This window comes from Flavobacterium sp. UBA2787, assembly GCA_002352205.1.
Taxonomy (GTDB): domain Bacteria; phylum Bacteroidota; class Bacteroidia; order Flavobacteriales; family Flavobacteriaceae; genus Flavobacterium.
The window spans coordinates 1-25,726 of the sequence record DEHZ01000015.1 but is presented as its reverse complement, the minus strand read 5'-3'; the positions used below and the strand labels follow the sequence as shown (position 1 = coordinate 25,726).

Here is a 25,726-nt window from a genome sequence, read left to right as displayed (position 1 = left end):
CAAAGTTCACTATTTAATCTTTGTGTTCTTTGTGAACTCATGGTGTCTTGGTGGTTAATTTTAAATACTTGTTTTAAATTGCTCTAAAAAGCGAACATCATTCTCATAAAACATACGAATATCACCAATTTGATAAAGCAACATCGCAATACGTTCGATTCCCATACCAAAAGCAAAACCATTGTATTCATCCGGATTGATGCCGCAGTTTTTCAACACATTTGGATCTACCATTCCGCAACCCATAATTTCCAACCAGCCGGTTCCTTTGGTGATGCGGTAATCGGTTTCAGTTTTTAAACCCCAGTAAATGTCCACCTCAGCACTTGGTTCGGTGAAAGGGAAATAAGATGGTCGGAGGCGAATTTTTGACTTTCCGAACATTTCTTTGGTAAAATATAAAAGTGTTTGTTTTAAATCGGCAAACGAAACATCTTTGTCAATATATAGTCCTTCCACTTGATGGAAAATACAGTGTGAACGCGAAGAAACGGCTTCATTACGGAAAACACGTCCCGGAGAAATCGTTCTGATGGGCGGTTTGTTGTTTTCCATGTATCGCACCTGCACGGATGACGTATGCGTTCGCAATAGCACATCGGGATTGGTTTGAATAAAAAACGTATCCTGCATATCTCTTGCCGGATGGTATTCCGGAAGGTTTAATGCGGTGAAATTGTGCCAATCATCTTCAATTTCCGGACCTTCGGAAACATTGAATCCGATATTGGAAAAAATATCGATAATTTGATTTTTTACCAACGAAATCGGGTGACGAGAACCAATTGGGAAAGGTTCGCCAGGACGCGTTAAATCGCCAAAAAGTCCAACCGATTCTTCTTTGCTTTCCAGCATTTCCTGAATGGATTTTACTTTTTCTTCGGCGGTGTTTTTTAATGTATTGATTACCTGACCAAATTCTTTTTTTTGTTCGTTGGGAACATTTTTAAATTCGGCAAACAAGTCTTTCAACAGACCTTTGCTTCCTAAAAATTTAATTCGAAACTGTTCAAGTGTTTCTTTGTTATCGGTTTGAAAAGCTTCTGCTTCGCCAATGTATTCTTTTATCTTATCTATCATCGTTCGTGCTGTAAAGGTGCAAATTTAGGAAAAAGTTAGGAGTTGGGAGTTGGAAGATAGGAGTTTTTATCAAAAACTGAAAACTACTCAATCAACTCTCTCTCCAAAAAATAATTCACAATCGCTTCTTTCATTAAAACGGCTTGCTCACCTGCTTTGAGTGGCGGAAGTTCTTCTTTTACTTTGTAATGCGGCCAACCGTCGTTATCAAAAAACTCAAATTCATAATAGCCATAAGGTTCCAGTAAACGGCAAATGGCAATGTGCATGAGTTCGATTTTTTCGTCTTTTTTGAAGGTTCTTTTCACTTTACCTAATTCCTGAACGCCGATTAAATAGATAATGGCATCTAGGTCGAGTACATCGCCCTCGGCAAATTGATTGGATAGTATGTTGACAACGTTTTCCCAACGTTCTTTTAATTGAATATCTCTTGACATGATGGAAGATGGAAGCGGGAAGATGGAAGAGTTATTTCATCAATCATCCACTATTTTTGGCAAAGATAAGTTTTTAGTTTAAAACCATTAAGGTATTAAGGAGCATTAAGGCTTAATGAAACTTAATACCTTAATGGTTCAGAAAAAAAGTTATTTTTGTTTAAAAAGAAAAAATGGACATTGTTATTGGAATTTTATTAATTATTGGATTATATCAAGGCATCAAAAACGGTTTGTTTGTTGAAATTGCTTCTATCATTTCGTTTATTTTAGGCGTTTTTATTGCGATTAAATTTTCGTATTTGGTGAAAGGTTTTTTAGAAGGATTTGTGAGTTGGAATCCGCAAACGATTCAAATTACAGCTTTTGTTTTGACTTTAATTTTGGTGGTGATTGGCGTTCATTTTTTAGCAAGAATCTTTACAAAAATTGCTGATTTTGCTTTTTTAGGTTGGGCAAACAAATTAGCAGGCGGATTATTTAGTGTTTTAAAAACCGCTTTATTGATTGGAATTGTGCTGAATTTAGTTCAAAAAATAAATGTAGATAATCAATTGATTTCTAAAGAAAAACAAGACAAGTCTATTTTTTACCGACCAATTTTAGATACCACCGCTTTTATGATGCCAATGGTTACAAAATGGATTGACGATGTGAAAAAAGTATATGAAGAAACTACTTCAACTCCTTGATTGCTTCGCTCAAAATCCAACCTTCGTTTTCGTCTGTAAGTTGAATTTTTTTCCAATTATCAACCGTTTCTAAGACAAAAACTTTTGTTCCTTCATGAAGAATAAATGCTTCAGTTGCATTTTCTCTTGGTTCGTTTTTCACAGAAATTATTTGTTCAAAAACAATAGCCGGACGTTCGGTTTGATAAAGGTTTTTTTCAAAAACGGCTGCTCCAAAGGCTGCTAAAATAAAAAACGGGATAATGAACATTCCTACAAAGAAAATTCGTTTTGCTACTGTTGTTTGCGAAAAGTAATAGCCAATAAAAAACAACAAAAACAGAATTGCTAAACCAACAGAAATATAACCCCACGTGTTATAATGAACCAATCCTGTGAAATTTCGCATGATGCGTTCAAAACCAACTTTTTCGATAGTTTTAATATCATCAATCGTGCTGTTCTTGGCGAATTTTAAGTTGTTTTGAATGTCTTTATCATTCGGACTAATCAACAATGCTTTCTCATAATAATAAATAGCCGGTGCAATTTTATTGAGCTTATAATAACTGTTGGCCAAATTAAAATATAAATCGCATGATTCTTTTTTATCTTTTAAAATGCTTTCGTAGGCTGTTATCGCTTCTTGATAATTGCCTTTGCGATAGTTTTCGTTTCCTTTATCAAAAACACTCTGAGCCCAAAATGTTTGGGTTAGCAAGAGTAAAATATAGATGATATTTTTCATTTTCTTTACCACGAAGTTCACAAAGAAGGCACAAAGGTCACTATAGAACGCCATTGATTACTCTTCGAACTCCATTTTTTAATTGTTTAACATTAAAATTAATTAGCATTCCTAATTTACATTCTGTCAACTTCAAATAAGTCAAAATCTGTGCTAAATGTACTTCGTTTAATGCTTCAACCGATTTCACTTCAACAATAAATTTGTCTTCAATAATAATGTCGATTCTATAACCGACTTCCATTTTTACTTCTTCATAAATTAATGGTAGAGCCTTCTGTTTTTCAACTTTAAATGGAAATTTTTTTAGTTCATAAAACAAACACTCTTCATAAGCACTTTCCAACAATCCCGGACCCAAAGCTTTGTGAACTTTTAATCCGGATTCAAAAACCACTTTTGCTATTTCATCTTCACTCATTTGATACATTTCGCGTTCTTTGTGCCTTCTTCGTGTTCCTTGTGGTTAACTAATTTGTTTTTCCAATTCTGAAATTACTTCCGCCGCCTTGTCAAAATCCTGTTGCATAGCTACATTTGAAAATTGTGCATAACGAGCTAACTCGCAATTTTCGGTGATTTGAATAAATTTTTCAATCGTTTCCGGTTGAGCTTTTTTATCGGCTAATAATTCTTTGATTAAATCTTTGCTCATTTCTGAAGTTTCAATTTTTAATTTAGCTTTCAAAAAGTTGTGTAACGATTTTTCTAATGCCACATAAAACGGCTCTTTATTTCCTAATTGCTTTTTGGCTTCAGATAAATATTTCTTAGACAATCTGTTGTTCATTTTCAATTTATTTCCAACCTCATCACCATCAATTGCTTCTTTTTTCTTTTTAAATAAAATGATAAAAGGAATTAATAGAAAAGGTATTCCCAACAAAACATAATACGTCGTTGAACCAAAAAAATCCTTTTTATTGATTTGGGATAACTTAGTTTTTAAATGAATAAATTTGAATTGATCTTGTGCTGAAACTGTCTTTTTCTCCGCAGAAGCATTGTCCTGATTAGCAATTCCTGCGTTAGGTGAAGATGGTCCGTCTGCCACATTAATCGTAATTTCATCGGAAGTGATGGTTTTATAACTGTTCGTTCCTAAATCAAAATACGAAAACAGCATCGGTTTGATGGTATAATTTCCTTTAAATTGCGGAATAATGGTGTATTTATCTGAAATTTTACCGTTCATTCCACTCAAAGGCGTATTCACGTTTTCGGAGTGAACCGGATCATACATTTCCAAAGCTGTGGGAACAACAGGTTTTGGCAAACTAAATAATTTTAAATTTCCTGAACCGGAAACACTTACTTCCAAATCCATACTTTCACCATTTTTTAAAGTGGTTTTGGAAGGTGTTACTTTGAAATCAAATTTGCCAACTGCTCCTGAAAAATCAATTGGTTTTCCGTTTTCGGGAAGTGGTTTCACAGTGATGATTTTGCTTCCGGCAGACACCCGTTTGTGGTCTTTGGTGAGCATTACTTGACCAAAAATATTTCTACGATTGGTCGGCAATTCTACATCAATATCTAACGAAAGTGGTTCAATTTCTAACTTCCCTGATTTTTGTGGATATAAAACGGTTTTGCGTAGTACTACAAAACGAAAACGTTCGCCGTTATACGTTCCTTCTTCTGCAACCAATTGTTTAATGTCGATATTTTGACTCCAAAAATCATTGTATTTTGGCTTGTCTAATTCACGCCAATTAGAAATACCGATGTTATGACTAAAATATAATTTATAAACTACCGTGATAGGTTCGTTCAAATAAGGACTTGTTTTGCTGACTTCTGCCACCAAATGCAACGCATCATTAATCGAAACGGAATTGTCGTTTGGATCACGTGGTTGCTGCACCGCATCGGTAACTTTAATACTTATTGGCGTAGTTTTATAAACTTGTCCGTTGTATTCAATCGAAGCTTGTTTGATGGAAATAGTTCCTTTTTGAGTAGGCAATAAAAAGTAGGAATACGTTTTGTTAAACGAACTTTTTCCGTTTACCCACGATTGACTTACTTGCTGACTTGGACCGGCAATGACTCTGAAACCTTCAAAAGCTGGAGGAACAAAATTATCGCCATCTACATTCATAGTAAAATCGATACGCAAGCGTTCGTTGAGCCCCAAAGAAGTTTTACTCGCTTTGGCCTCAAACTGAACTTGAGCAAAAATTGTCTGACAAGTTACTAATAGTATGAATACTAATTTTTTCATTTTTAATTACCAGTCTTTTTCCGTTTGAACAGGTTTTGATTTTACTTTTTGAAGATTTACTTTTTCCTGCACTTTCTTTTCTTCATTATTAACGGCATCTAAGAGATTTTGGACGCTTTCTTTAGAAATTCCGGAAGGCTGTGGTTTTGGCTGACCACCTTGATTTTGGTCTTTCTTTTGATCGCCTTCGTTTTTGTCTTCATTGTTATCGCCTTTTCCTTTGTCTTTGTCGCCTTCTTTTTTATCGTCTTTTTTGTCTTTGTCGCCGTCGCCTTTGTCTTGTTTTTGGTCGTCTTTTTTATCGTCCTTCTTATCCTCTTTTTTATCGTCTTTTTTATCTTGGTTTTGATCTTCGGGATTATTTTTTAGATATTCTTTGGCTAAGGCATAATTGTAGCGGGTTTGCTCATCGGAAGGATTATTTCGCAACGCATTTTTATATGTTTCAACAGCTTTACCATATTGTTTTTCTTTCATGTAAACATTCCCCAAATTGTGCAATGCTTTGTGCTTTTCTTCTTTGGTTGTAGCTTTTTCAAAAGCTTGTGAATACGCAAATTTTGATTCACTGAATTGCTTTTGTCTGTAAATTGAATTTCCTAAATTATACGAAGGAGCTGCTCCAGATAATCCTTTGGAATTGGAAATACGGTATTGAGCTTCTGCTTCGGTATATTTCTTTTCAGCGAAAGCTTCATTTGCTTTGGGCAAAATTTTATCTTTCTCTTTTTTCACTTCCTCTTGAGCAAACGTAAAAAAAGAAAGTAATAAACTAATTAAAAAAACTATTTGCTTCATGATTCCTTTTCATTAAATAAATTCAACTTACTTATCCAGCCTGTTTTTCTTTCTAACAGAAAAATATCGATAAACAACAGTGCAAAAGCTATGCCTAAAAACCATTGAAACTGCGATTGGAAATCGGCTACTTGAGTGGTTTCAAATTCGGTTTTTTCGATGTTATCTAAAGCATTCTTTACATAATCCAGTACTTCTTTGGTATTTCCGCCGTAAACATAACCGCCTTTTGTTCCTTTTCCTATTTGTTTCAGGATTTCTTGATTCATTTTGGTTACCACAACCTCATCGTTTTGGTCGCGTTTGAAATTTTCGACAACGCCATTTCTTTTGATTGGAATTGGTCCGCCTTTTTCGGTTCCCACACCAATGGTGATTACTTTTGCTTTTATTTTAAGAGCTTCTTCAATGGCACCCTCTACTCCGTCGGAATGATCTTCACCATCCGAAATCAGAATAATTAATTTATTCGTAGCATTTCCTTTATCAAAATAATTAGCCGATAACTTAATTGCCTCTTCCAACGAAGTTCCTTGCGAAGAAACCATGTCGGTATTCATACCTTGCAGATACATTTTTGCCACACCGTAATCAGTTGTAATGGGCAGTACAGGAAACGCACTTCCGGCATAAGCCACCATTCCGATTCGGTCGCTACCCAATTGATTAATGATTTGTGAAACGATTTGTTTTGTTTTGTCTAATCGGTTGGGAGCCATGTCTTCTGCTAGCATACTTTTGGAAACGTCGATAGCAAAAACCACATCAATTCCCTCCCGTTTCACGGTTTCCATTTTACTGCCAATTTTTGGATTGGCTAAACCGATGATTAAACTCGCCAAAGCTAAAAGTAGAACCGTAATTTTTAAAACCGGCTTAAAAACCGACTTTTCAGGGCTGAGTTTTTTAACTAATTCAACATCGCCAAATTCGCGTTGCTTTTTTCTTTTCCAATATAAATTGATCAAAAAAAGTACTACTATTATTGGGATAACAGCTAAAAAGTATAAATATATTTTTTCGTCTATTTGTGAATACATATTATATAAAACCTCTAAAAATGGTTTGTTTTAATAAAATTTCAATCAACAATAATAAGCCTGCAATCCAAATTAATGGTCGGAATTTTTCATCGTAATTATAAAAACGTTGTTCTTCAATTTCAGTCGTTTCTAACTTATTGATTTCGTTGTAAATTTCTTCTAATTTACTGTTGCTTGTGGCTCTAAAATATTTTCCATCGGTTTTTTTGGCGATGCTTTTCATCAATGCTTCATCAATTTCAACCGGCATCATTCGAAATAAAAATCCGCCATTTGGTGCATACGCATAAGGGAATTCTGCCATTCCATTTGTACCAAGACCAATCGTGTAGACTTTAATTCCGTATTCTCTTGCGATATCGGCAGCAGTTTCAGGTTCAATAAATCCTGCATTATTTACACCATCGGTTAACAAAATAACGATTCTGCTTTTGGCTTTACTATCTTTTAAACGGTTAACGGCTGTGGCCAATCCCATTCCGATTCCGGTTCCGTCTTTGAGAACATTGTCGTAATTAATGCTTTTGATGGCTTCAACTACGATGGCTTTATCACTGGTTACAGGAGTTTTAGTATAACTTTCTGCGGCATATACCACAATTCCGAAACGGTCATTCGGTCTGTCCTTTACAAAGTTTGCCGCCACTTTTTTTAATGATTCTAAACGATTTGGTTTTAAATCTTTGGCGAGCATACTTCCGGAAACGTCGGTGGCAATCACAATATCGATTCCTCGTGTGGTTTTGGTTTTATTACTGATATCCACCGTTCTAGGTCGAGCTAATGCTACAATAATAAAGCTCAATGCCAAAATTCGCATCGCAAACAGCAATGGTTTCAGTTTGGGCAAAATAGAACTTTTTACTTTAAACCCTTTTAACGAACTTACTTTTAAAGTAGGCGTTTGTTTATTTCTTTTCCAAATATACCAAGCGATTGCCACCGGCAGAAGGGTGAACAACCAGAAAAACTGTGGATGTAAAAAAGTGATGTTTTCCATAGTTATTTTATTATGGCAATTTCAACCGAATTCATAATTCGCTCTGTTATTTCATTGGCAATTTCATCGCCTTCTTCGTGTAGCACAATAACTTGTTGCAATCCGCCTTCTTGACCAAAAAACATTACTTCGTAATACGCTTTTCTGCTTTTTTTGGTAATTGGATCTAAAATATTCATGGTTCCGTAGCCTCGTAATCCTTCAATACCTTCTTTAGTACTGAAACTTTCTTGTTTCACTAAGATATTCTGAGCACCGTTGGCTTCCATCATTTTTAATGAACCCTCCAATGCTTGGGCTAATTCAATTTTTATATCTTGTTTTAATTTGGTGGTCATGATGGCTATATAAAAATGATCCATCATTGCTCCGTAGCCAAATAGCTGCATATCTGTCATTTCCGACTGCTGTCCGCCCAACATTTTAGAAACATCCATTCGTTGAAGTACTTTAGGTGTTTCTATTTTAATGGCCGGATTTCCGTATTGACTCGAAACCCACTCGCCTTCTAATAATTCTTTAGTTGGATGACCAAGAATATTGTCTTTTAAAAAGTCGAAACCTTTCACGGCAACCAAAATACCTAAAGAAACAAACAAAACAACAACAACTGAAACAATTATTAATGTTCTTTTCTTCGCTTTTTTTCGTTTTAAAATTTTCGCTTGATTGGCTTCGTTGTCCTCTAATTCTTCTTCTTCGATTTCTTCCGGAATGGATTGATGAATTTTGAAAATAGTTTTTTCGATTTTAATTTTATCGTCGGCAATTTCAAATTCTAATGGTTTTGATTTGGCAAACTTTACTAAATCGGCTTGTTTTAAAACCTTTTCCAAGTTTTTAATAGTTTCTTCCGTTAGCGAAAGTTTCTTTTTAACAATCGCAATTTTGAAAGCAGAAATTAATTCGTCAGTCGTACTTTCCATTGCAGGAATTTCAATGGCTTCTTCAATATATGTTCGGGCAATATCAGTCAATTCAGAATAATATTCTTTCACTTCACCACGTTCAACCAAGCTCTTTTTCTCTAATGTTTTTAAATGAGCTGTTGCTTTTTCAATCGGGGTAGCATAAACAATTTCTTCTTCAACTAGTTTTTTATTTCTTTTTCTCCAATAAATAATCAAATTAGCAATTCCAACAATTCCAATCAAAATCAAAACGAAAATCCACCAATTGGAATAATCATTTGGAACGGTTGAAATATCCTTGATATCATACATGTGTTGCTTCAATGTATCGACCACAACCGGAAGAATTTCTACTAAAACACTATCGGTCGCAAATGGTTTTGAATTGATGATGACTTGCAACGATGGTATCGTGTATTTTCCACTGTCAAATTGCGTTAAACCATATTTTTTGATAAGCTGATACTTGTCGTTTTCTTTGATGGTATCGGTGGGATAACTTTCTAAAACCTCTAAACTTCCAAATAATTTTCCTTCCGGAAAAGCCACTTTTGAAAGTGTATCCACAGTTGTTTTGAAGGTTAAATTGATTTGTGCACCAATCTTAACCTTGGTACTGTCAACCGAAGTTGTTACTCTTTTTTGTTGAGCAAAAACGAAGGTTGAAATAAGTAGAAAAAAGATATATATTTTAATTTTCATTGTCTGTTTCACAGCGATTTACAAAATTTTTTGAAATTTGCTTATGATTATCTTGATTTAAAATAAGTTAGTAATTTGGTCACATAACTTTCGTCAACTCTTGTATTTACTGTTCCTGAACCACATTTTGAAAAAGTTTCTTTGAAAAAAGTTACTTTTTCGCGGTAGTATTTTTCATATTCCATTCTGATAGATTTTGAATTAGTGTTCACCAACATTGTTTCGCCAGTTTCCGCATCTAACATATTGACCATTCCGATGTTTGGCATTTTTTCTTCTCGAATGTCAAACACACGAATTCCGGTGATGTCGTGTTTTTTTCCGGCGATTTTTAAGGTGTGTTCGTAATTATCATCCGTAATAAAATCAGATATGAAAAATACGATGGCTTTCTTTTTCATCACACTCGATAAAAATTTCAACGCATTTGTAATATTGGTTTTATTGCTTTTTGGTTTAAATTCTATCAACTCACGGATGATTCTCAACACATGTGATTTTCCTTTTTTGGGTGGAATGTAAAGCTCAATTTCATCGGAAAACAAAATCAAACCAATTTTATCGTTGTTTTGAGTTGCTGAAAATGCCATTGTTGCAGCGATTTCAGTCACAATTTCACTTTTCAATTGATTTTTTGTGCCAAAACTTTCAGAACCTGAAATGTCCACCATCAACATCATCGTTAACTCTCTTTCTTCTTCGAAAACTTTGATGTAAGGTTCGTTGTAACGTGCAGTCACATTCCAATCGATCGCACGAACATCATCGCCAAATTGGTATTGACGAACTTCTGAAAAAGTCATCCCACGACCTTTGAACGACGTATGATATTCTCCCGAAAATATATGATCGCTCAATCTTCGGGTTTTGATTTCTATTTTTCGTACTTTTTTGAGTAAGTCTTTTGTTTCCATAATTTAGTTACGGGTTACGGGTTACGGGTTACGGGTTAAAACTTTCAACTCGCAACTTTTCAACTCGCAACTTATTAAGGTACCTCAATCTCGTTCACAATTTTATTAATGATTTCAACCGAAGTGATGTTTTCTGCTTCTGCTTCATAGGTAATTCCAATACGGTGACGCAACACATCGTGAACAACGGCACGCACATCTTCGGGAATCACATAACCACGACGTTTGATAAATGCGTAACATTTTGCGGCTGTGGCTAAATTGATGCTTCCACGAGGAGAAGATCCAAAACTGATTAACGGTTTTAAACTTTCTAATTTATATTTTTCAGGGAAACGTGTAGCGAAAATGATATCTAAAATGTATTTTTCAATTTTTTCGTCCATATACACTTCACGAACAGCTTGTTGAGCACGTAAAATTTGATCGATGGAAATCACAGCATTCACTTTTTCGTAACTTCCTTTTAAATTTTGACGAATCACCAATCGTTCGTCTTCCATTTTTGGATAATCAATCACGGTTTTTAGCATAAAACGATCGACTTGAGCTTCCGGTAACGGATACGTTCCTTCTTGTTCAATCGGGTTTTGAGTAGCTAAAACTAAGAAAGGTTTGTCTAATTTAAAAGTCGTGTCACCAATCGTTACTTGTTTTTCCTGCATCGCTTCTAACAAAGCCGATTGCACTTTGGCAGGAGCACGGTTGATCTCATCTGCTAAAACGAAATTGGCGAAAATAGGACCTTTTTTTATCGAAAATTCATTTTGTTTAATGTTGTAAATCATCGTTCCAACCACGTCGGCTGGTAATAAATCCGGTGTAAACTGAATTCGGCTAAATGAACCCTGAACAGCTTGTGACAACGTATTAATCGCCAACGTTTTTGCCAAACCGGGAACACCTTCCAGTAAAATGTGACCTTGACCTAAAAGACCAATCAACAATCGCTCGATCATGTGTTTTTGACCAACGATAACTTTGTTCATTTCATAGGTAAGAAGGTCGATAAAAGCACTTTCTCTTTCAATTTTTTCATTAATCGCTCGGATGTCTAGCGTAGTTGTATTTTCTTCCATAATTCCTATTTTAAGAGCTCGAATTTAGTGTGTTTAAATTAACAGTGCAAATTGAAAATTTTATTCGTTTTAAGATGTTAACATAGCGTTAAAACTTCAATAAAATCATAGGTTTTAAGAGTGATTTGTGATTTAGTTTTTATAATTTTAAGACCGATAAGAAAAAAGTGCGGGTTTGAAAGTTTAAGGTTTAAGGTTTCAAGTTAAAACCACCTATTAACTATTACCCTTTACCTATTACCATAAATTTTAAAAAAATGAAAACTACATTATCTCCTGTTATGGCAGGAACTATGAATTGGGGTGTTTGGGACAAAAATCTAAGTGTCGCCGAAATGGCCAATCTCATTCTTGTTTGTTTAGAAAATAAAATAACGACGTTTGATCACGCCGATATTTATGGCGGTTATACAACCGAAGCCACTTTTGGAGAAGGTTTTAAACAAAGTAAAATTGATCGTTCAAAAATTCAATTAATTTCTAAATGTGGCATTCAATTAGTTACCGATAATCGTCAAAACAGAATCAAACATTATGATTATTCTAAAGAATACATAATTTGGTCGGCAGAAAATTCGCTGAAAAATTTAAAAACCGATTATTTGGATGTGTATCTTTTGCATCGACCAAGTCCGTTAATGCAAGCTGATGAAATTGCCGAAGCGATTGAAAAATTGAAAAAAGACGGTAAAATTTTGGATTTTGGATTGTCGAATTTCACTGCTTCTCAAACCGATTTGATTCAGCAAAAAACAAAAGTTTCATATAACCAAATTCAGTTTTCCGCAACGCATTTTGAACCTATGGTAGATGGAAGTTTAGGCCATATGCAAATTCACAACATTCGTCCGATGGCTTGGAATCCGCTCGGAACGATTTTTAGAGAAGATACTGAACAAACTAGAAGATTAAAAAAATTATTAGCTCGATTGGTCGAAAAATATCACTTTGGGTCCGATATTATTTTATTGGCTTGGATTATGCAGCATCCATCAAAAATTATTCCCGTTGCCGGGACAGTAAATGTTGCCCGAATTCAACAATTGCAAAAAGCATCCGATTTAATTTTAGACAAAGAAGATTGGTTTGAAATTTGGACGGAAAGTATGGGGAATGAGGTTCCGTAGGTTGCGGGTTGGAAAATTGCGGGTTACGGGTTACGAGTTGGAAGATTGGATTTTATATTTTTTATGATTAAGATTGTTCATCATATAATCCATAAAAAAAAGTTTAAAAATGGCAACAATTAACACGTTTGAAGAATTAGAAATTTGGCAATTAAGTAGAGAAATTTGTAAAGATGTTTGGAATGCTTTTGAAAACACTTCATTAGGAAAAGACTTTGAATTAAAAAATCAGATGAATCGATCATCCGGTTCAATAATGGATAATATTGCTGAGGGTTTTGAAAGGAATGGACGACGAGAATTTATAAATTTTTTGAGCTATTCTAAAGGTTCTTGTGGCGAGTTAAGATCACAATTATACAGAGCATTTGACAGAAAGCATATAACCGAAGAAGAATTTGAATTTTTAAAAGAGAAAACAATTACTGAAAGCAAAAAAATAGGTTCGTTTATGGCTTACTTAGTAAAATCTGACAATAACGGAAGTAAGTTTGACAAAAAATAGTTGCGGGTTACAGGTTGCGAGTTAACCCGCAACTCGTAACCCGCAACTCGTAACTTTAAAACCCGCAACTTAAAAAATGATCAACAAACGCCTTCTTATCAAAAATCTTCTAGCTCACAACGATGAGAGTAGTTTTTATGATAAAAAGCGACAGTTGAATTTACATACCAAAGAAGGAAAAGCGAAGTTTTTGAAACACATTTGTGCTTTGTCGAATTCCAACCCAACTAATAATTCCTATATCGTGGTTGGGGTTGAAGATCAAGATAATGAAATTACCGGCAATGATTTTTTTGACGACAGTAGGATTCAAAATTTAGTGAACGCATTTTTAGAAAATCCGCCTAAAATTCAATATGAAAATGTACCGTTTCCAAATTTGCCAAAAGATAAAGTAGTGGGTTTGGTAACGATAAAACCGAATAGTAAAATTTCATCCTTTAAAAAAGGAATTTACACCATTCCGGCCCGAACAGTTTTTGTGCGAAGAGGAAGCAATTCCATTCCAACCGAAGACAAAATTCCGTTTTCTAAAATGAATACAGAAACGGTGATTGGGATTGAAAATAATTCGCGAAACAGCATTTCTTATACATTAGAAGGTGTTTTGGATTTTATGAATAATCGGCACAAAGATATGGCCACAAAATATCATGTTTTTAAAGAATTATTTGTGGTTTGTTGGGCAGGAAATAAGAAAAAGGTACGCGACAAAACGTTTTATTCAAGAGTTGATATTGAATTGATTAACGAACAAGTCAAGCTGTTTTATTCCGCTTTTGATGAAGTTTCAATTGAATATGACGACAAAACTTTTTCGATTACAGAATATGTTCCTTTGGGTTTGAATGACAAAACGAGTTATTATCCGTTAGAAAAACAAACGTTGACTTTTTTTGACAATGGTTATTATAAAATTGAAAACGAATTTCTGTTTGAACCACCGCAATACAATCGGAAAATGATGTTTCATATTTATAATTCCAACTTATCTTTGTTGCAAAAATTACAAAAAGGAACCGCTTTATCCGAAAATGAAAAGCGGGATTTACTAAATTTGCCTTCTACATTAATGATTTGTTATTTAAACGGATTTGAAGAAGCCAAACAAAAATTAATTGATGCCAAACCGCTACTAAAAACAGTAGAAAACCAAATGGTTTATGTAAATTTCAAAGAAACTATGCGGATTTTGAGAAAGGTAAAATATGATAAAAACAATGACTAAAACATTTGTAATCGGTGACATTCACGGAGGACTTCGTGCCTTGCATCAAGTTCTCGAAAGAAGTGAAGCCACAAAAAACGATACATTAATTTTCTTAGGTGATTATGTGGATGGATGGAGTGAATCACCGCAAGTAATCAGTTATATAATTGAATTAAGCAAAAAACAACCTTGTGTTTTTATCAGAGGAAATCATGATGAATTGTTACTCAATTATTTAAAAACAAACGATTACAACCAAGAATGGTTTAAACACGGCGGTCAATCCACTATTGATGCCTATGAAAAAGTTTCGGATGCCACTCGTTTAGAGCATATTGATTTTTTAGAAAACCAATTAAAAGATTACTATTTAGACGAACAAAATCGCTTGTTTATTCATGCCGGCTTTACCAATGTAAACGGAATTGCTTATGAATATTTTCCTCGTTTATTTTATTGGGATAGAACATTGTGGGAAACTGCTCTTTCTTTAAATCCAACTTTATCAAAAGACAATTTATTCTACCCAAAACGATTCACTTTATACAATGAAATATACATTGGTCATACACCAACCACTCGAATCAATGAAACCATTCCTATTAACAAAGCATGTGTTTGGAATATTGATACTGGTGCTGCTTTTCATGGTCCGCTTACCATTTTAGATGTTAATACTAAGCAATACTGGCAAAGCGAGCCTTTGTCACAATTGTATCCAAACGAAAAAGGAAGAAATTAGTAGTTTAATGTTAAAACAGAATTGTTTACATTTGTAAAAATTTTATAACGATGAAAAAACTATTTACATTTGGATTGATTTTGAGTGGTTTCTTAGCTAATGCACAAGCTTACAGCGGAAAAGGAGATCAAAAATTTCAGGTCGGGGCCAATATTCAAGACCACGGAACCGGAATTGTTTTATTTTATGATTACGGAATTGGCGAAAACATGTCAGTTGGTGTGCAAACCGGATACCTTTTGGGTGTTGATGAGCCTTCAGGATTTGAAGGAGCTAAATTTGAAGATCGCTTTGATTTAAAAGCTCGTTTCAACGCAAACATTGGAAGTGTAATTGGCTTACCTTCAAATTTTGATGTGTATCCTGGTTTAAACTTAGGATTAAGAAACTTTGGTGGTCACGTAGGTGCTCGCTATTTCTTTTCGGAAGGATTTGGATTATTTTCAGAAATTGGTTTTCCAATTGCATCGTACGACAATGACCCTATTGGTTATCAGAAATTGAATAACCAATTTCAATTTAATATCGGAGCTTGTTTTAATTTATAATCGAAAGTGAGTCCAACCGAAAAAAAAATAAGAGATCGCAGTGATTCTAAATGTGAAATCAGCGGTTTAGAGGAAAATTTAGTGGTGTATACTGTTCCTCCGAAAACAGAAGAAAGTTTAGAAAACAGTCTTTTAATTACTCAAAACTTAAAAAATCAAATCGAAAATCCGGAAACAACAAATCCGGAGGATTGGCGAGGCTTGAATGAAAGCATGTGGAGCGAACATTTACCTGTGCAAATTGTGTCTTGGCGGATGTTAGCTCGATTAAAAAACCACGATTTACTGGAGATGATGTATTTGGAAGAAGATGCCTTAGAATGGGCAAAAGCTACCGGAGAAGGTGATGACGACGAAGGTAAAATCATTCACAAAGATTCTAATGGAAATATTCTGAAAGATGGAGATTCTGTGGTTTTGATTAAAGATTTGGATGTAAAAGGTGCTAATTTTACTGCTAAAAGAGGTGCCGCTGTTCACAATATTAAATTAGTTTGGGATGATGCAAATCTTATTGAAGGAAGAGTTGAAAATCAAACTATTTTTATTTTGACGCAGTATGTGAAGAAAACGAAATAATTGATACGATTTTCACGCATTTTTATCATTCCGACGAAGGAGGACACGAGCGATAGCGAACTGGCGAAGCAATCTCATTAAGTTGGAATGACAAGATTACGAAGTTAAAACCCTGCTAAACTTTAAACTTAGCAGGGTTTTTGTGTATAAAACAAAACAAAACATGTCTTAATTAGGTTGAAGTTCCACCGTTAGTAGTTCTGGAATAACATGGCAAACATCAGCAGTTACAACAATTGGTTCAGAGGTAAATGTTTGATAACCTTCTTTAGAAACAGTTACCACATACGTCCCCACTCGTTCCCATGCTCCGATAAAAACAGGAACTTCTTCGTTTGGAAATTGTTCTAAAGTTTCCGAATAGGAACCGTCTTGAGCAATTACAGTAACGCCGGTTGATAGAAGCTCATCTGTTACAGCATCTTTTACGGTGATGTTTAAACCGGCTTTTGCTTCTTGTGTACAATAAATTTCATCATCATCCTCGCAAGTCATTGCAAGTAAAAATGGCGTACAAGCCAATAGTAAAAAAATCTTTTTCATGTGTTTATTTTTTGATTATTGAATAGATGCTAAAACAATGAAAAAGTTGCGTAAAAAAACCCTGCAAATAATAAAATTTGCAAGGTTTTCTTTTCTCTTTCTTCTTTTTCTATTCTTGTAAACTACAAATCAAATTTAATTCCTTGTGCCAAAGGCAAACTAGTAGTATAATTGATTGTATTGGTTTGTCTTCGCATATAAATTTTCCAAGCATCAGAACCTGATTCGCGACCTCCGCCTGTGTCTTTTTCGCCACCAAAAGCTCCACCGATTTCGGCACCGGAAGTTCCTATGTTTACGTTGGCAATTCCACAATCGGAACCGGCAACGGATAGAAAAGCTTCTGCTTCACGCAAATTATTAGTCATAATTGCTGATGATAATCCTTGTGCAACACCATTTTGAATTTCGATCGCATTGTGCACATCGCCGGAATATTTTAGTAAATATAAAACCGGTGCAAAAGTTTCGTGTTGAACAATTTCAAATGAATTGTTTGCTTCGGCGATTGCGGGTTTTACATAACAACCACTTTCATAACCTTCTCCGGATAAAACACCGCCCGGAACGATTAGTTTTCCGCCTTCGGAAACTACTTTTTCTAAGGCTTTTTTGTATGGTTCTACAGCATCAACATCAATTAGCGGGCCAACGTGGTTGTTTTGATCTAACGGATTTCCGATGCGTAATTGATTGTAAGCTGAAACAATGGCATCTTTTACTTTATCATAAATACTTTCGTGAATGATTAATCGTCTAGTAGAAGTACAACGTTGTCCGGCAGTTCCAACTGCTCCAAAAACGGCTCCAATAACAGTCATTTTGATGTCGGCATCCGGAGTGACGATGATGGCGTTGTTTCCGCCTAGTTCAAGCAATGAATTTCCTAAACGAGCAGCACAAGCTTGAGCAACAATTTTACCCATTCGGGTTGAACCGGTTGCAGAAACTAAAGGAACACGTTTATCGTGCGTCATTAATTCTCCTACTTTGTAATCACCGTTGATTAAACACGAGATTCCTTCCGGTAAATTATTTTCTTTCAAGACTTCGGCAATGATGTTTTGACAAGCAACGCCACAAAGTGGAGTTTTTTCGGATGGTTTCCAAACGCAAACGTCACCGCAAATCCAAGCCAAAGCGGTATTCCAAGACCAAACGGCAACCGGAAAGTTAAAAGCCGAAATAATTCCGACTACGCCAAGCGGATGATATTGTTCGTACATTCTGTGTCCGGGACGTTCTGAATGCATCGTTAAACCGTGTAATTGACGTGATAAACCAACTGCAAAATCGCAGATGTCAATCATTTCTTGTACTTCACCGTAACCTTCTTGGAGTGATTTCCCCATTTCGTAGGAAACTAATTTTCCGAGTGGTTCTTTGTATTTTCTCAATTTTTCGCCAAACTGACGAACGATTTCGCCACGATGAGGAGCCGGCATTAGGCGAAAAGTTTTGAACGCTTCGGTGGCAGCTTGCATTACTTTTTCGTAATCGGCTGCGGTGGATGCTTTTACTTTTGCGATTAATTGACCATCTACGGGAGAATAACTTTCGATGAGTTCGCCATTGGAAAAATGGTTGTTTCCGGTGGAAGTTCCTTCGTTGATGGGTTTTATACCTAATATTTCCAGGGCTTCGGTCATACCGAATTGTTGTGCGATTGTTGACATTATAACTTTTTTAAAGGTTTTTGTTATATTTTTTTGCGAAGATACCGATTTTTTTTGTTTTGGAAAACTGATTTTGTTGTGGAGCAGTGAATTGCAGCCCCGATGGTAGTGGAAAGCTTTTTCAAGAAAAATTTTTAGTTTTGCTGCCAAACAAAAGCGACCAACGGAAGCTCTTTGGGTGGCTTGCAAAACTTAATTTTTCTTGAAAAACTTGTAACGGACAGTGGGAATTGTCTGCCGTAATTTTAGTTTCAAGTTTGCTTCGCCAGTCGCCTTTTAGGCTCGTGTCAGGTTTCAAGTTTACTTGGCGACGAATCGGGGATCGGTTTCCATAATTGTGCCGCAATTTTGGCAGGTTCTAAGTTCTTTGGAGTTATAGAAATGTTGAAAATGGGCTAAAAAGTCTTTTTCGATGTCTTTGAGTTCAAAATAGACTTCGTATAATTTATGGTTACAATTGTCGCAGAACCAGAGTAATCCGTCGGGAATTTCTTGTCCGATACGTTTTCTTTCGACGACTAAACCGATTGAATTTTCTTGACGAACGGGTGAATGTGGCGTTTTGGCGGGTAGTAAAAACATATCGCCGGGACCAAGTTGCATTGCGATTTTTTCTCCGTTGTCTTGAACATAAACGGTAATGTTACCTTCAAGTTGGTAGAAAAGTTCTTCGGTTTCGTTGTAATGATAGTCTTTTCGGGCGTTTGGACCTGCAACAACCATTACGATGTAATCACCGGAATCGACATAGATATTTTTGTTTCCAACGGGTGGTTTGAGTAGGTGACGGTTTTCTTCAATCCATTGGTTAAGATTGAATGGTTTTTGGATTGCCATAATTTTATTTTTGAACTGTAAATTTACGAAATAAAAAAAGCCGAAATGAATCGGCTTTTGAATTTATTTTACTTCTTTTATCAGATAAGCATAGACGGCAAAGTGATCGCTGAAACCGGGTTCTGCCGGTGAATTTCTTAGCGGATAACCTTTATATTGACCTGTAGTCTGCACTAAATAAGGTTTGTTGAAAACGCCTGCTTTCCAAAAACGGAAAGAAGAGTAATCTTTTCTGATGAAAGGTTCAGTGAAAATTATTTGGTCGAATAAATCCCACGCATCGCGATACGCAAGTGAACCGATTCCTTTGTTAGACATTTCTTCCATTGGGTTGTATGTTCCACCTGGTTCTACCTCTTCTTTTTTGGCTTTTGCTCCTAAGAATTTTTTTACGCTTTTATTATACGGTCCGTCGTTTAAATCGCCCATCGTGATTACTTTGGCATCTGGGTTGATTTTTTGAAGTGAATCGATGATTTTTTTGTTCAAAGCTCCGGCCGCTTCACGGTAAGGGCTGCTTCTTTTTTCGCCTCCGGAACGGGATGGCCAGTGGTTTACGATGAAATGCATTTCTTCGCCGTCAAGATAACCGGACACTAATAATTGGTCTCTGGTGTAAACACGTTTACCGCTACCGTCAATATTTTTAATAATTAATGGAATATTCGCTGAACTTGTTGGTGTGAAATGTTTCTTTTGATAAAGGAAACCGGTGTCGATTCCTCTTCCGTCTGGAGAATCGTAGTGTACTATTCCGTAATCTTTGGAAGCTAATTTGGGTTGTTTAATAAGGTCTTCTAAAACGCCTCTGTTTTCAATTTCGCAAACTCCTAAAACAACAGGAGAATTGGTTTGTTGTTCGCTGGTTCCTATTTCAGAAATTACTCTAGATAAGTTTTGCAGTTTTTGTTGATATTTTTCGTTTGTCCAACCTTGAGCCGGTGTATATTCTGAATCATTTACATTTTCGTCGTCTTTGGTATCGAATAAATTTTCAAGATTATAGAAAGCGACGGTATGCACTTTAAATTTTTTGTCCTGAGCAATGACACTATTCATTGAAGAAATCACAAGAAAAGCGGCAAGAAATTGTTTAATTTTCATAAATTGTATATTAAATTACTGTCAAGTTTGATACAAACTTCGCACCAAAAGTAAATAATATTATTAAATAATGTACATTTGCGGGCTGTTAAGAAATAATTAACTTAACACGAGTTAAATTAACTTTATTTTTATTTATGAAAAAACTTGTTTTTAGCATTTTACTTGTAATGCAAGTGTTTTTTGGATTTGCACAGAACTCAGGAGGAGTCAAGGGTGTTGTGGTAGATTCTAAAACTCAAAGGCCATTACAGAGTGTTGTTGTAACTATTCAAAACACAACGTTAATGAAATTGACAAATTCTGAAGGTGCATTTGTTTTAGAAAGCATTCCAGAAGGGGCTCAATTTCTTCAATTAAAAAGTGATGGATTTACGCCAAAGCTTTTAAGTATTGATGTTGTAAGCGGAGAAATCTTAGACCTCGGTGTTATCGTTGTTGAAGAAGATGTAACAATTGAACAACAATTGAGTTTGATTACAATTACAGAAAACGATTTGGGTGATGATGGAACCGGTTCAGACAATACTGCAGGTTTACTTCAAGCCTCAAGAGATCCATTTCAACAAACAGCTGCTTTTAATTGGGGACAAGCTCGATTTAGAGTTAGAGGTTTAGACAATGAGTATGGTACTACTATGATTAATGGTATAGTGATGAACAAAATTCTTGACGGTAGACCACAATGGGGTAACTGGGGTGGCTTGAACGATGCAACAAGAAATCAAGAGTTTACAATGGGTTCTGCTCCATCAGATTATACATTTGGTGGTGCTCTAGGAACACAAGAAATTAATACAAGAGCATCTTTATATAGAAAAGGATCAAGGATTTCATTTTCCGGAACAAACACCAATTACAATTGGAGGATGATGGGTACTCATGTTTCCGGTATGGATAAAAACGGTTGGGCTTTTGTTATATCTGCCGGAAGAAGATGGGCTGAAGAAGGTTATTTTGAAGGAACAGATTATAGTGCAAATTCTGTATTTGCCAGTGTTGAAAAAAGAATTAACAGCAAGCACAGTTTAAATTTTACCTCAATCTATGCTCAAAATAGCAGAGGTCGAAATTCTTCTAACACAGACGAAATCACTAGTATTGCTGGAACAAAATATAACTCTTTTTGGGGATGGCAAGATGGAAAGAAAAGAAATTCCAGAGATAGAGATGTTGAAGAACCTATTTTTATGCTAAGTCATTATTGGAAAGTTAGTCCTAAAACCAATTTGAATACGAATGTATCCTATCAATTTGGTAAAATAGGAAATTCAAGAATTGATTTTCAAAATGCTAGAAATCCTGACCCAACATACTACAGAAATTTACCGAGTTATTTTACGTCTCTTTATAGTACAGACATTGGCAACGTTCCTCAATCTGCATTTCAACCCGGAGGTTTAGGAGGGGTTCCAACACCTGAATTAATTGGAGCATTAAACGCACCTTTCTTATCAAACCAACAAATTGATTGGAATTTAATGTATAATTCAAATACTGAATTAGTTGGTGAAGATGAAAATGGAAATGAGATTAGAAATCCAATACAAAGTAAATATGTTTTATATGAGGACAGAATAGATGATAAGTTATTAACTGCTAATTCTATTTTAAATACACAACTAGCTGATAATATTGTTATGAATGCAGGCTTTACCTTCAGAAGGTTAAAATCTGAAAATTTTCAATATTTAACAGATTTATTGGGTGGTGCATTTTACAACGATATAGATAATTTTCAAACAGGATCGGCTCAACAAACAGACTTAAACAATCCTGATAGAATTGTTGGTGTTGGCGACCGATTTGGATACAACTACAACTTGTTTGCAAATAATATAGACGCTTTTACTCAATTTAAGTTTACTTACAGTAAAGTAGATTTTTATGTAGCACAATCATATTCCAGAGCAAGTTATCAAAGAGAAGGGCTTTACAGAAATGGAATCTATCCAAATAATTCATTTGGAAAAGGGGATAAACAAATATTTGACAACTTTGGTTTTAAAGGTGGTTTAACCTATAAAATAACCGGAAGGCATTTATTAAATTTCAATGGTTTATACATGAGCAAAGCTCCTTCATTGAGAAATGCATTTCCAAATGCTCGTCTAAATAATAGAACAATAGATAATCTTGATAGTGAAACAATATCTTCTTTTGATGCAAGCTATATCATAAGAGCACCAAGACTAAAAGCAAGATTAACAGCATATTATTCAAAAATTCAAAATGCAACGGAAACATCCTTCTTTTTTGCAGAAGGAACTTTTGAAGATGTTGATGATGATGGAGGTGATGCTTTTGTGGCAGAAATTGTTACTGATTTAGATAAATTGAATATTGGTGCAGAATTAGGTATTGAATACCAAATCACATCAACTATCAAAGCAACTGCCGCTGCCGCTTATGGACAATATACTTACTCAAACAATCCTACAGTAACGTTGAACAATGATAATAATGCTGCATTAAACAGACCAACACTTATTAATATAGGTACTGCCAAAATGAAGGATTATAGACAGCCAGGAATGCCTCAACAAGCCTATTCGTTTGGTTTAGAATACAGGGATCCAAAATTTTGGTGGATTGGAGCAAATGTAAACTACCTTGCAGACACCTATATAGATGTTTCTCCAATTTTAAGAACAAATACCTTCTTTAGAGATCCTGCTAGTGTTAATGGAGCAAGCTTTCCTGAGGCAACAGAGGAAAGAGCCAGAGAATTGCTTAAACAAGAAAAATTTGATAGCTTTACATTGGTTAATTTAGTCGGAGGGAAATCGTGGAGAGTGAGCAACAAAAACAGAAATACAGTCGGTTTCTTTGCCTCTATAAACAACATTTTTGATGTAACTTATAAGACCGGTGGATTTGAACAAGCAAGAAACGCTAATTATAGAGAACTCAATCAAGATGTTTCTAGCGGAACACCTGCTTTTGCACCACGTTATTTTTATGGTTTTGGAAGAACCTATTTTATAAACTTCTATTTCAATTTCTAATTTAAAAAAAACATATACTATGAAGACAACTTTTTATAAATCAATGCTATTACTAGCAATTACAGTAGGAACATTTTCCAGCTGTGTTAACGATGACGATTATCAAACCCCAACTTTTGGATGTGTAGATACATCTTTAGTAAAAACAAAAGAGGTTGCTGAAATACCTGCAACTTCAACTGTTACTCAATATACTGAAAATGATGTTATAGAAGCATACGTAGTTTCTAGTGATAGAGGCGGTAACTTTTTTAAATCTATCTCTATGCAAACATTAGATGGAAGTAAAGCTTTTAGTGTGCCGGTAGATATAGAAAGTTCATTTGCTTCCTATGAACCAGGTAGAAAAGTATTTATTAAAATGCAAAACTTATATACTGATGTGTCTTTTGGAGGAATGAGAATTGGTGGTTTATTTGTAAGTACATCTAACATCCCCTCTGTTGGTAGATTATCAAGAACTCAGGTTCAAAGTTCAATTATAAAATCATGTACAGTTGTTAATGAAGATGAGTTAGTTCAAACGCTATCAATCAGTGAACTTTTAAACGACAGTAATATCAATAAATTGGTTGAACTTAATGCTGTTCAATTTGTTGAGGCTGCTTTAGATAAAACATATTATGTTGAAGGAGCTTCAAACACTGTTGGTGGAGCTACAAACCATTTATTAGTAGATAATTCAGGTCAAAATGTAATTTTTAGAACAAGTAGTTTTGCTGCTTATGCGGGAAAACCTGTTCAAACAGGAAGCGGTAAAATCAGAGGTATTCTAACAAGGTTCAATAATGATTATCAGTTTGTTGCTCGTTATGAAAGTGATATTAAACTAGATCAGCCTAGATTAGCTCCACCATTTTTCACCGAAAACTTTGAAAGTTTACCAAATACCGGTAATAATATTTGGGTTAGTTTACCAGGATGGTCCAATGTATCCATGAATGGAACAGAAAGATGGGAAGCAAGACTGTTCAGCAATAACAAATATGCTCAAATGTCAGCTTTCGGTACTAACGAGAATAATGTAGATGCTAGATTAATAACACCTGCAATAGATTTAAGTCAATTTACTAGTTCTTTCATGAGATTCGGAGTTAAAACTGGTTTTTATAATGGTGTTGGATTAACCGTTTGGTACTCTACAGATTATAATGGAGGCGGTACTGCGGGTGAAATAAATGCTGCTACTTGGACAGAATTACCAACTTCAATTGCTTCAATCACAGATACTTCATATGCAACAAATTTCTATGGTATGTTGGTTGATTTATCTTCAATTACCAGTAACAATGTTTACATTTCTTTCCGTTACCAAGGTTCAAGTACAGGAGTAACAACAACTTATCAAGTTGATAATGTAGAATTTTTAGGACAATAATTAATATGAAAAAAATATTTATAGTACTTTTAACCATCTCAACCTTTCTCTCTTGTGAATCAGATGATGGTATTACCTATGTTACTCCTGATTATTTATCTGGTAAATGGGTTTGGGATCAAATAGGAGCAATTAACGCTCAAAATGTTTTGGTATATCAAAGTTATGTAAATGATGAAGGTTGTGAAAAAAACAACTTGATTCTCAACAACAATGGTTCCTATGAAAAGAATGATTTTCAACTAGTCGGTTCAGTTTGTGAAAATTCGCAGCAATTAGGCAGTTATGAATTAAATAATAATATTTTATCGCTAAGTTATATTGATGAGGAAGAAGAGGAAGAAAATCAAAACGTTACCGATTACTTTACGATAATATCTTTGACTTATACTGAAATTCAAATTAGTTATACTGACAAAGATACTGATGAATTAGTTTTTCTTAAATTAATAAAAGAAGAAGAATAATATAAATTTATATTTTATCAAAAGAGGCTTAACAGCCTCTTTTTTTATGCTTACAAAACATATCATAGTCAACTTGACTGCAATATGTTTAAGAATTAAAGCTCAAATTTATCACGATTATATTTCTGTTTTTGAGTATACCCATAGTTCAACAACATCGCTTTTATTGCAACGTAAAGATATCAAAGTAGATTAAGTTACTTAAAGGAATTAATTGCTGTTTTTTCGCATTATAAGTATTCTTTTTTAATCATTATAATTAAAAAAAGGCTAACCAATAAAAAAAACCGGACTCTCCTTAGAAAGTCCGGTTTACAATTATTTAGTTTTGATATCTTACTTCTTCACAATCAAGAACTCACTTCGTCTGTTCTCTGCGTGTTGTTCTT

Annotated in this window: 25 protein-coding genes; 10 read left to right on the top strand and 15 right to left on the bottom strand. The window is 34.8% G+C overall.

The window, feature by feature from the left end:
• Positions 1 to 60: 60 nt before the first annotated feature.
• Positions 61 to 1,080 (bottom strand): phenylalanine--tRNA ligase subunit alpha, encoded by a 1,020-nt coding sequence (gene pheS, locus B4N66_RS13285; protein WP_291095329.1) that lies wholly within the window; start codon positions 1,078 to 1,080, stop codon positions 61 to 63.
• Positions 1,081 to 1,163: 83 nt separating this feature from the next.
• On the bottom strand, positions 1,164 to 1,520 hold the full coding sequence (locus tag B4N66_RS13280) for a hypothetical protein (RefSeq protein WP_291095328.1): 357 nt from the start codon (positions 1,518 to 1,520) through the stop codon (positions 1,164 to 1,166).
• 173 nt (positions 1,521 to 1,693) lie between these two features.
• Between B4N66_RS13280 and B4N66_RS13275 the strand changes: the two genes are divergently transcribed.
• On the top strand, positions 1,694 to 2,212 hold the full coding sequence (locus B4N66_RS13275; RefSeq protein WP_291095327.1) for a CvpA family protein: 519 nt from the start codon (positions 1,694 to 1,696) through the stop codon (positions 2,210 to 2,212).
• Here B4N66_RS13275 and B4N66_RS13270 read toward each other — a convergent pair.
• From B4N66_RS13270 to B4N66_RS13230, 9 genes are all read right to left on the bottom strand, one after another.
• Positions 2,196 to 2,939, bottom strand: coding sequence for a tetratricopeptide repeat protein (locus tag B4N66_RS13270; protein WP_291095326.1), 744 nt, complete (start codon positions 2,937 to 2,939; stop codon positions 2,196 to 2,198). The genes B4N66_RS13275 and B4N66_RS13270 overlap by 17 nt on opposite strands.
• A 40-nt stretch (positions 2,940 to 2,979) precedes the next feature.
• A complete protein-coding gene (locus B4N66_RS13265) occupies positions 2,980 to 3,369 on the bottom strand; it encodes a GxxExxY protein (protein ID WP_349676913.1) in 390 nt (129 codons plus the stop codon).
• A 36-nt stretch (positions 3,370 to 3,405) separates the two neighbouring features.
• Positions 3,406 to 5,166, bottom strand: a complete 1,761-nt coding sequence (locus tag B4N66_RS13260; protein WP_291095325.1) for a BatD family protein — start codon at positions 5,164 to 5,166, stop codon at positions 3,406 to 3,408.
• 6 nt (positions 5,167 to 5,172) lie between these two features.
• Positions 5,173 to 5,964, bottom strand: a complete 792-nt coding sequence (locus B4N66_RS13255; protein WP_291095324.1) for a tetratricopeptide repeat protein — start codon at positions 5,962 to 5,964, stop codon at positions 5,173 to 5,175.
• Positions 5,961 to 7,004, bottom strand: a complete 1,044-nt coding sequence (locus B4N66_RS13250) for a VWA domain-containing protein (protein WP_291095323.1) — start codon at positions 7,002 to 7,004, stop codon at positions 5,961 to 5,963. The genes B4N66_RS13255 and B4N66_RS13250 overlap by 4 nt, the downstream gene beginning before the upstream one ends.
• A 1-nt stretch (position 7,005) precedes the next feature.
• Positions 7,006 to 8,007 (bottom strand): vWA domain-containing protein, encoded by a 1,002-nt coding sequence (locus B4N66_RS13245; protein ID WP_291095322.1) that lies wholly within the window; start codon positions 8,005 to 8,007, stop codon positions 7,006 to 7,008.
• 2 nt (positions 8,008 to 8,009) lie between these two features.
• Positions 8,010 to 9,620, bottom strand: a complete 1,611-nt coding sequence (locus tag B4N66_RS13240) for a hypothetical protein (RefSeq protein ID WP_291095321.1) — start codon at positions 9,618 to 9,620, stop codon at positions 8,010 to 8,012.
• A 47-nt stretch (positions 9,621 to 9,667) separates the two neighbouring features.
• Complete coding sequence (locus B4N66_RS13235) at positions 9,668 to 10,534, bottom strand: DUF58 domain-containing protein (protein ID WP_248436241.1); 867 nt, start codon at positions 10,532 to 10,534, stop codon at positions 9,668 to 9,670.
• A gap of 74 nt (positions 10,535 to 10,608) precedes the next feature.
• Entirely contained in the window at positions 10,609 to 11,613 is a 1,005-nt protein-coding gene (locus tag B4N66_RS13230; protein WP_112087072.1) for an AAA family ATPase, read from the bottom strand.
• Positions 11,614 to 11,870: 257 nt separating this feature from the next.
• Here B4N66_RS13230 and B4N66_RS13225 point away from each other — a divergent pair, with 257 nt between their 5' ends.
• The 6 genes from B4N66_RS13225 to B4N66_RS13200 all read left to right on the top strand — a co-directional run bounded on the left by B4N66_RS13225 (position 11,871) and on the right by B4N66_RS13200 (position 16,324).
• Positions 11,871 to 12,740, top strand: coding sequence for an aldo/keto reductase (locus B4N66_RS13225; RefSeq protein WP_291095320.1), 870 nt, complete (start codon positions 11,871 to 11,873; stop codon positions 12,738 to 12,740).
• A gap of 109 nt (positions 12,741 to 12,849) precedes the next feature.
• Positions 12,850 to 13,245, top strand: coding sequence for a four helix bundle protein (locus B4N66_RS13220; protein ID WP_291095319.1), 396 nt, complete (start codon positions 12,850 to 12,852; stop codon positions 13,243 to 13,245).
• A 76-nt stretch (positions 13,246 to 13,321) separates the two neighbouring features.
• Positions 13,322 to 14,473 (top strand): ATP-binding protein, encoded by a 1,152-nt coding sequence (locus B4N66_RS13215; protein ID WP_291095318.1) that lies wholly within the window; start codon positions 13,322 to 13,324, stop codon positions 14,471 to 14,473.
• A complete protein-coding gene (locus B4N66_RS13210) occupies positions 14,466 to 15,197 on the top strand; it encodes a metallophosphoesterase family protein (protein WP_291095317.1) in 732 nt (243 codons plus the stop codon). Before B4N66_RS13215 ends, B4N66_RS13210 begins: the two co-directional genes overlap by 8 nt.
• 50 nt (positions 15,198 to 15,247) lie before the next feature.
• Positions 15,248 to 15,745: a DUF6646 family protein gene (locus B4N66_RS13205; RefSeq protein ID WP_291095316.1), complete on the top strand. Its 498-nt coding sequence runs from the start codon at positions 15,248 to 15,250 to the stop codon at positions 15,743 to 15,745.
• A gap of 6 nt (positions 15,746 to 15,751) precedes the next feature.
• The gene (locus tag B4N66_RS13200) at positions 15,752 to 16,324 is read left to right on the top strand and encodes a PhnA domain-containing protein (protein ID WP_291095315.1); all 573 of its coding nucleotides are present in this window, start codon (positions 15,752 to 15,754) and stop codon (positions 16,322 to 16,324) included.
• Between the two features lie 168 nt (positions 16,325 to 16,492).
• Here the strand turns inward: B4N66_RS13200 and B4N66_RS13195 are convergent, their stop codons facing one another.
• The 4 genes from B4N66_RS13195 to B4N66_RS13180 all read right to left on the bottom strand — a co-directional run bounded on the left by B4N66_RS13195 (position 16,493) and on the right by B4N66_RS13180 (position 20,484).
• The gene (locus B4N66_RS13195) at positions 16,493 to 16,867 is read right to left on the bottom strand and encodes a carboxypeptidase-like regulatory domain-containing protein (RefSeq protein ID WP_291095314.1); all 375 of its coding nucleotides are present in this window, start codon (positions 16,865 to 16,867) and stop codon (positions 16,493 to 16,495) included.
• A gap of 122 nt (positions 16,868 to 16,989) precedes the next feature.
• Positions 16,990 to 18,543 carry an aldehyde dehydrogenase family protein gene (locus tag B4N66_RS13190; protein WP_291095313.1) on the bottom strand — a complete coding sequence of 518 codons (1,554 nt, stop codon included), beginning with the start codon at positions 18,541 to 18,543 and terminating at the stop codon, positions 16,990 to 16,992.
• A gap of 300 nt (positions 18,544 to 18,843) precedes the next feature.
• The gene (locus tag B4N66_RS13185) at positions 18,844 to 19,380 is read right to left on the bottom strand and encodes a 3-hydroxyanthranilate 3,4-dioxygenase (RefSeq protein ID WP_291095312.1); all 537 of its coding nucleotides are present in this window, start codon (positions 19,378 to 19,380) and stop codon (positions 18,844 to 18,846) included.
• A 63-nt stretch (positions 19,381 to 19,443) separates the two neighbouring features.
• A complete protein-coding gene (locus tag B4N66_RS13180; protein WP_291095311.1) occupies positions 19,444 to 20,484 on the bottom strand; it encodes an endonuclease/exonuclease/phosphatase family protein in 1,041 nt (346 codons plus the stop codon).
• 137 nt (positions 20,485 to 20,621) lie between these two features.
• Here B4N66_RS13180 and B4N66_RS13175 point away from each other — a divergent pair, with 137 nt between their 5' ends.
• The 3 genes from B4N66_RS13175 to B4N66_RS13165 are packed head-to-tail and all read left to right on the top strand — an operon-like array spanning position 20,622 to position 25,337.
• The gene (locus tag B4N66_RS13175; RefSeq protein ID WP_291095310.1) at positions 20,622 to 23,492 is read left to right on the top strand and encodes a carboxypeptidase-like regulatory domain-containing protein; all 2,871 of its coding nucleotides are present in this window, start codon (positions 20,622 to 20,624) and stop codon (positions 23,490 to 23,492) included.
• Between the two features lie 43 nt (positions 23,493 to 23,535).
• Positions 23,536 to 24,870 (top strand): DUF5689 domain-containing protein, encoded by a 1,335-nt coding sequence (locus B4N66_RS13170; protein WP_291095309.1) that lies wholly within the window; start codon positions 23,536 to 23,538, stop codon positions 24,868 to 24,870.
• 5 nt (positions 24,871 to 24,875) lie between these two features.
• Positions 24,876 to 25,337 (top strand): hypothetical protein, encoded by a 462-nt coding sequence (locus B4N66_RS13165; protein ID WP_291095308.1) that lies wholly within the window; start codon positions 24,876 to 24,878, stop codon positions 25,335 to 25,337.
• The last annotated feature ends 389 nt before the right edge of the window (positions 25,338 to 25,726 follow it).

Bases quoted from the DNA above. Each gene is read 5' to 3' on its own strand.
- B4N66_RS13180 (WP_291095311.1), bottom strand. From the start codon at position 20,484: ATGAAAATTAAACAATTTCTTGCCGCTTTTCTTGTGATTTCTTCAATG.
- B4N66_RS13170 (WP_291095309.1), top strand. From the start codon at position 23,536: ATGCTATTACTAGCAATTACAGTAGGAACATTTTCCAGCTGTGTTAAC.
- pheS (WP_291095329.1), bottom strand. From the start codon at position 1,080: ATGATAGATAAGATAAAAGAATACATTGGCGAAGCAGAAGCTTTTCAA.
- B4N66_RS13205 (WP_291095316.1), top strand. From the start codon at position 15,248: ATGAAAAAACTATTTACATTTGGATTGATTTTGAGTGGTTTCTTAGCT.
- B4N66_RS13185 (WP_291095312.1), bottom strand. From the start codon at position 19,380: ATGGCAATCCAAAAACCATTCAATCTTAACCAATGGATTGAAGAAAAC.
- B4N66_RS13280 (WP_291095328.1), bottom strand. From the start codon at position 1,520: ATGTCAAGAGATATTCAATTAAAAGAACGTTGGGAAAACGTTGTCAAC.
- B4N66_RS13260 (WP_291095325.1), bottom strand. From the start codon at position 5,166: ATGAAAAAATTAGTATTCATACTATTAGTAACTTGTCAGACAATTTTT.
- B4N66_RS13195 (WP_291095314.1), bottom strand. From the start codon at position 16,867: ATGAAAAAGATTTTTTTACTATTGGCTTGTACGCCATTTTTACTTGCA.
- B4N66_RS13250 (WP_291095323.1), bottom strand. From the start codon at position 7,004: ATGTATTCACAAATAGACGAAAAAATATATTTATACTTTTTAGCTGTT.
- B4N66_RS13235 (WP_248436241.1), bottom strand. From the start codon at position 10,534: ATGGAAACAAAAGACTTACTCAAAAAAGTACGAAAAATAGAAATCAAA.
- B4N66_RS13270 (WP_291095326.1), bottom strand. From the start codon at position 2,939: ATGAAAAATATCATCTATATTTTACTCTTGCTAACCCAAACATTTTGG.
- B4N66_RS13190 (WP_291095313.1), bottom strand. From the start codon at position 18,543: ATGTCAACAATCGCACAACAATTCGGTATGACCGAAGCCCTGGAAATA.
- B4N66_RS13175 (WP_291095310.1), top strand. From the start codon at position 20,622: ATGAAAAAACTTGTTTTTAGCATTTTACTTGTAATGCAAGTGTTTTTT.
- B4N66_RS13265 (WP_349676913.1), bottom strand. From the start codon at position 3,369: ATGTATCAAATGAGTGAAGATGAAATAGCAAAAGTGGTTTTTGAATCC.
- B4N66_RS13210 (WP_291095317.1), top strand. From the start codon at position 14,466: ATGACTAAAACATTTGTAATCGGTGACATTCACGGAGGACTTCGTGCC.
- B4N66_RS13255 (WP_291095324.1), bottom strand. From the start codon at position 5,964: ATGAAGCAAATAGTTTTTTTAATTAGTTTATTACTTTCTTTTTTTACG.
- B4N66_RS13240 (WP_291095321.1), bottom strand. From the start codon at position 9,620: ATGAAAATTAAAATATATATCTTTTTTCTACTTATTTCAACCTTCGTT.
- B4N66_RS13220 (WP_291095319.1), top strand. From the start codon at position 12,850: ATGGCAACAATTAACACGTTTGAAGAATTAGAAATTTGGCAATTAAGT.
- B4N66_RS13275 (WP_291095327.1), top strand. From the start codon at position 1,694: ATGGACATTGTTATTGGAATTTTATTAATTATTGGATTATATCAAGGC.
- B4N66_RS13245 (WP_291095322.1), bottom strand. From the start codon at position 8,007: ATGGAAAACATCACTTTTTTACATCCACAGTTTTTCTGGTTGTTCACC.
- B4N66_RS13215 (WP_291095318.1), top strand. From the start codon at position 13,322: ATGATCAACAAACGCCTTCTTATCAAAAATCTTCTAGCTCACAACGAT.
- B4N66_RS13230 (WP_112087072.1), bottom strand. From the start codon at position 11,613: ATGGAAGAAAATACAACTACGCTAGACATCCGAGCGATTAATGAAAAA.
- B4N66_RS13225 (WP_291095320.1), top strand. From the start codon at position 11,871: ATGAAAACTACATTATCTCCTGTTATGGCAGGAACTATGAATTGGGGT.
- B4N66_RS13165 (WP_291095308.1), top strand. From the start codon at position 24,876: ATGAAAAAAATATTTATAGTACTTTTAACCATCTCAACCTTTCTCTCT.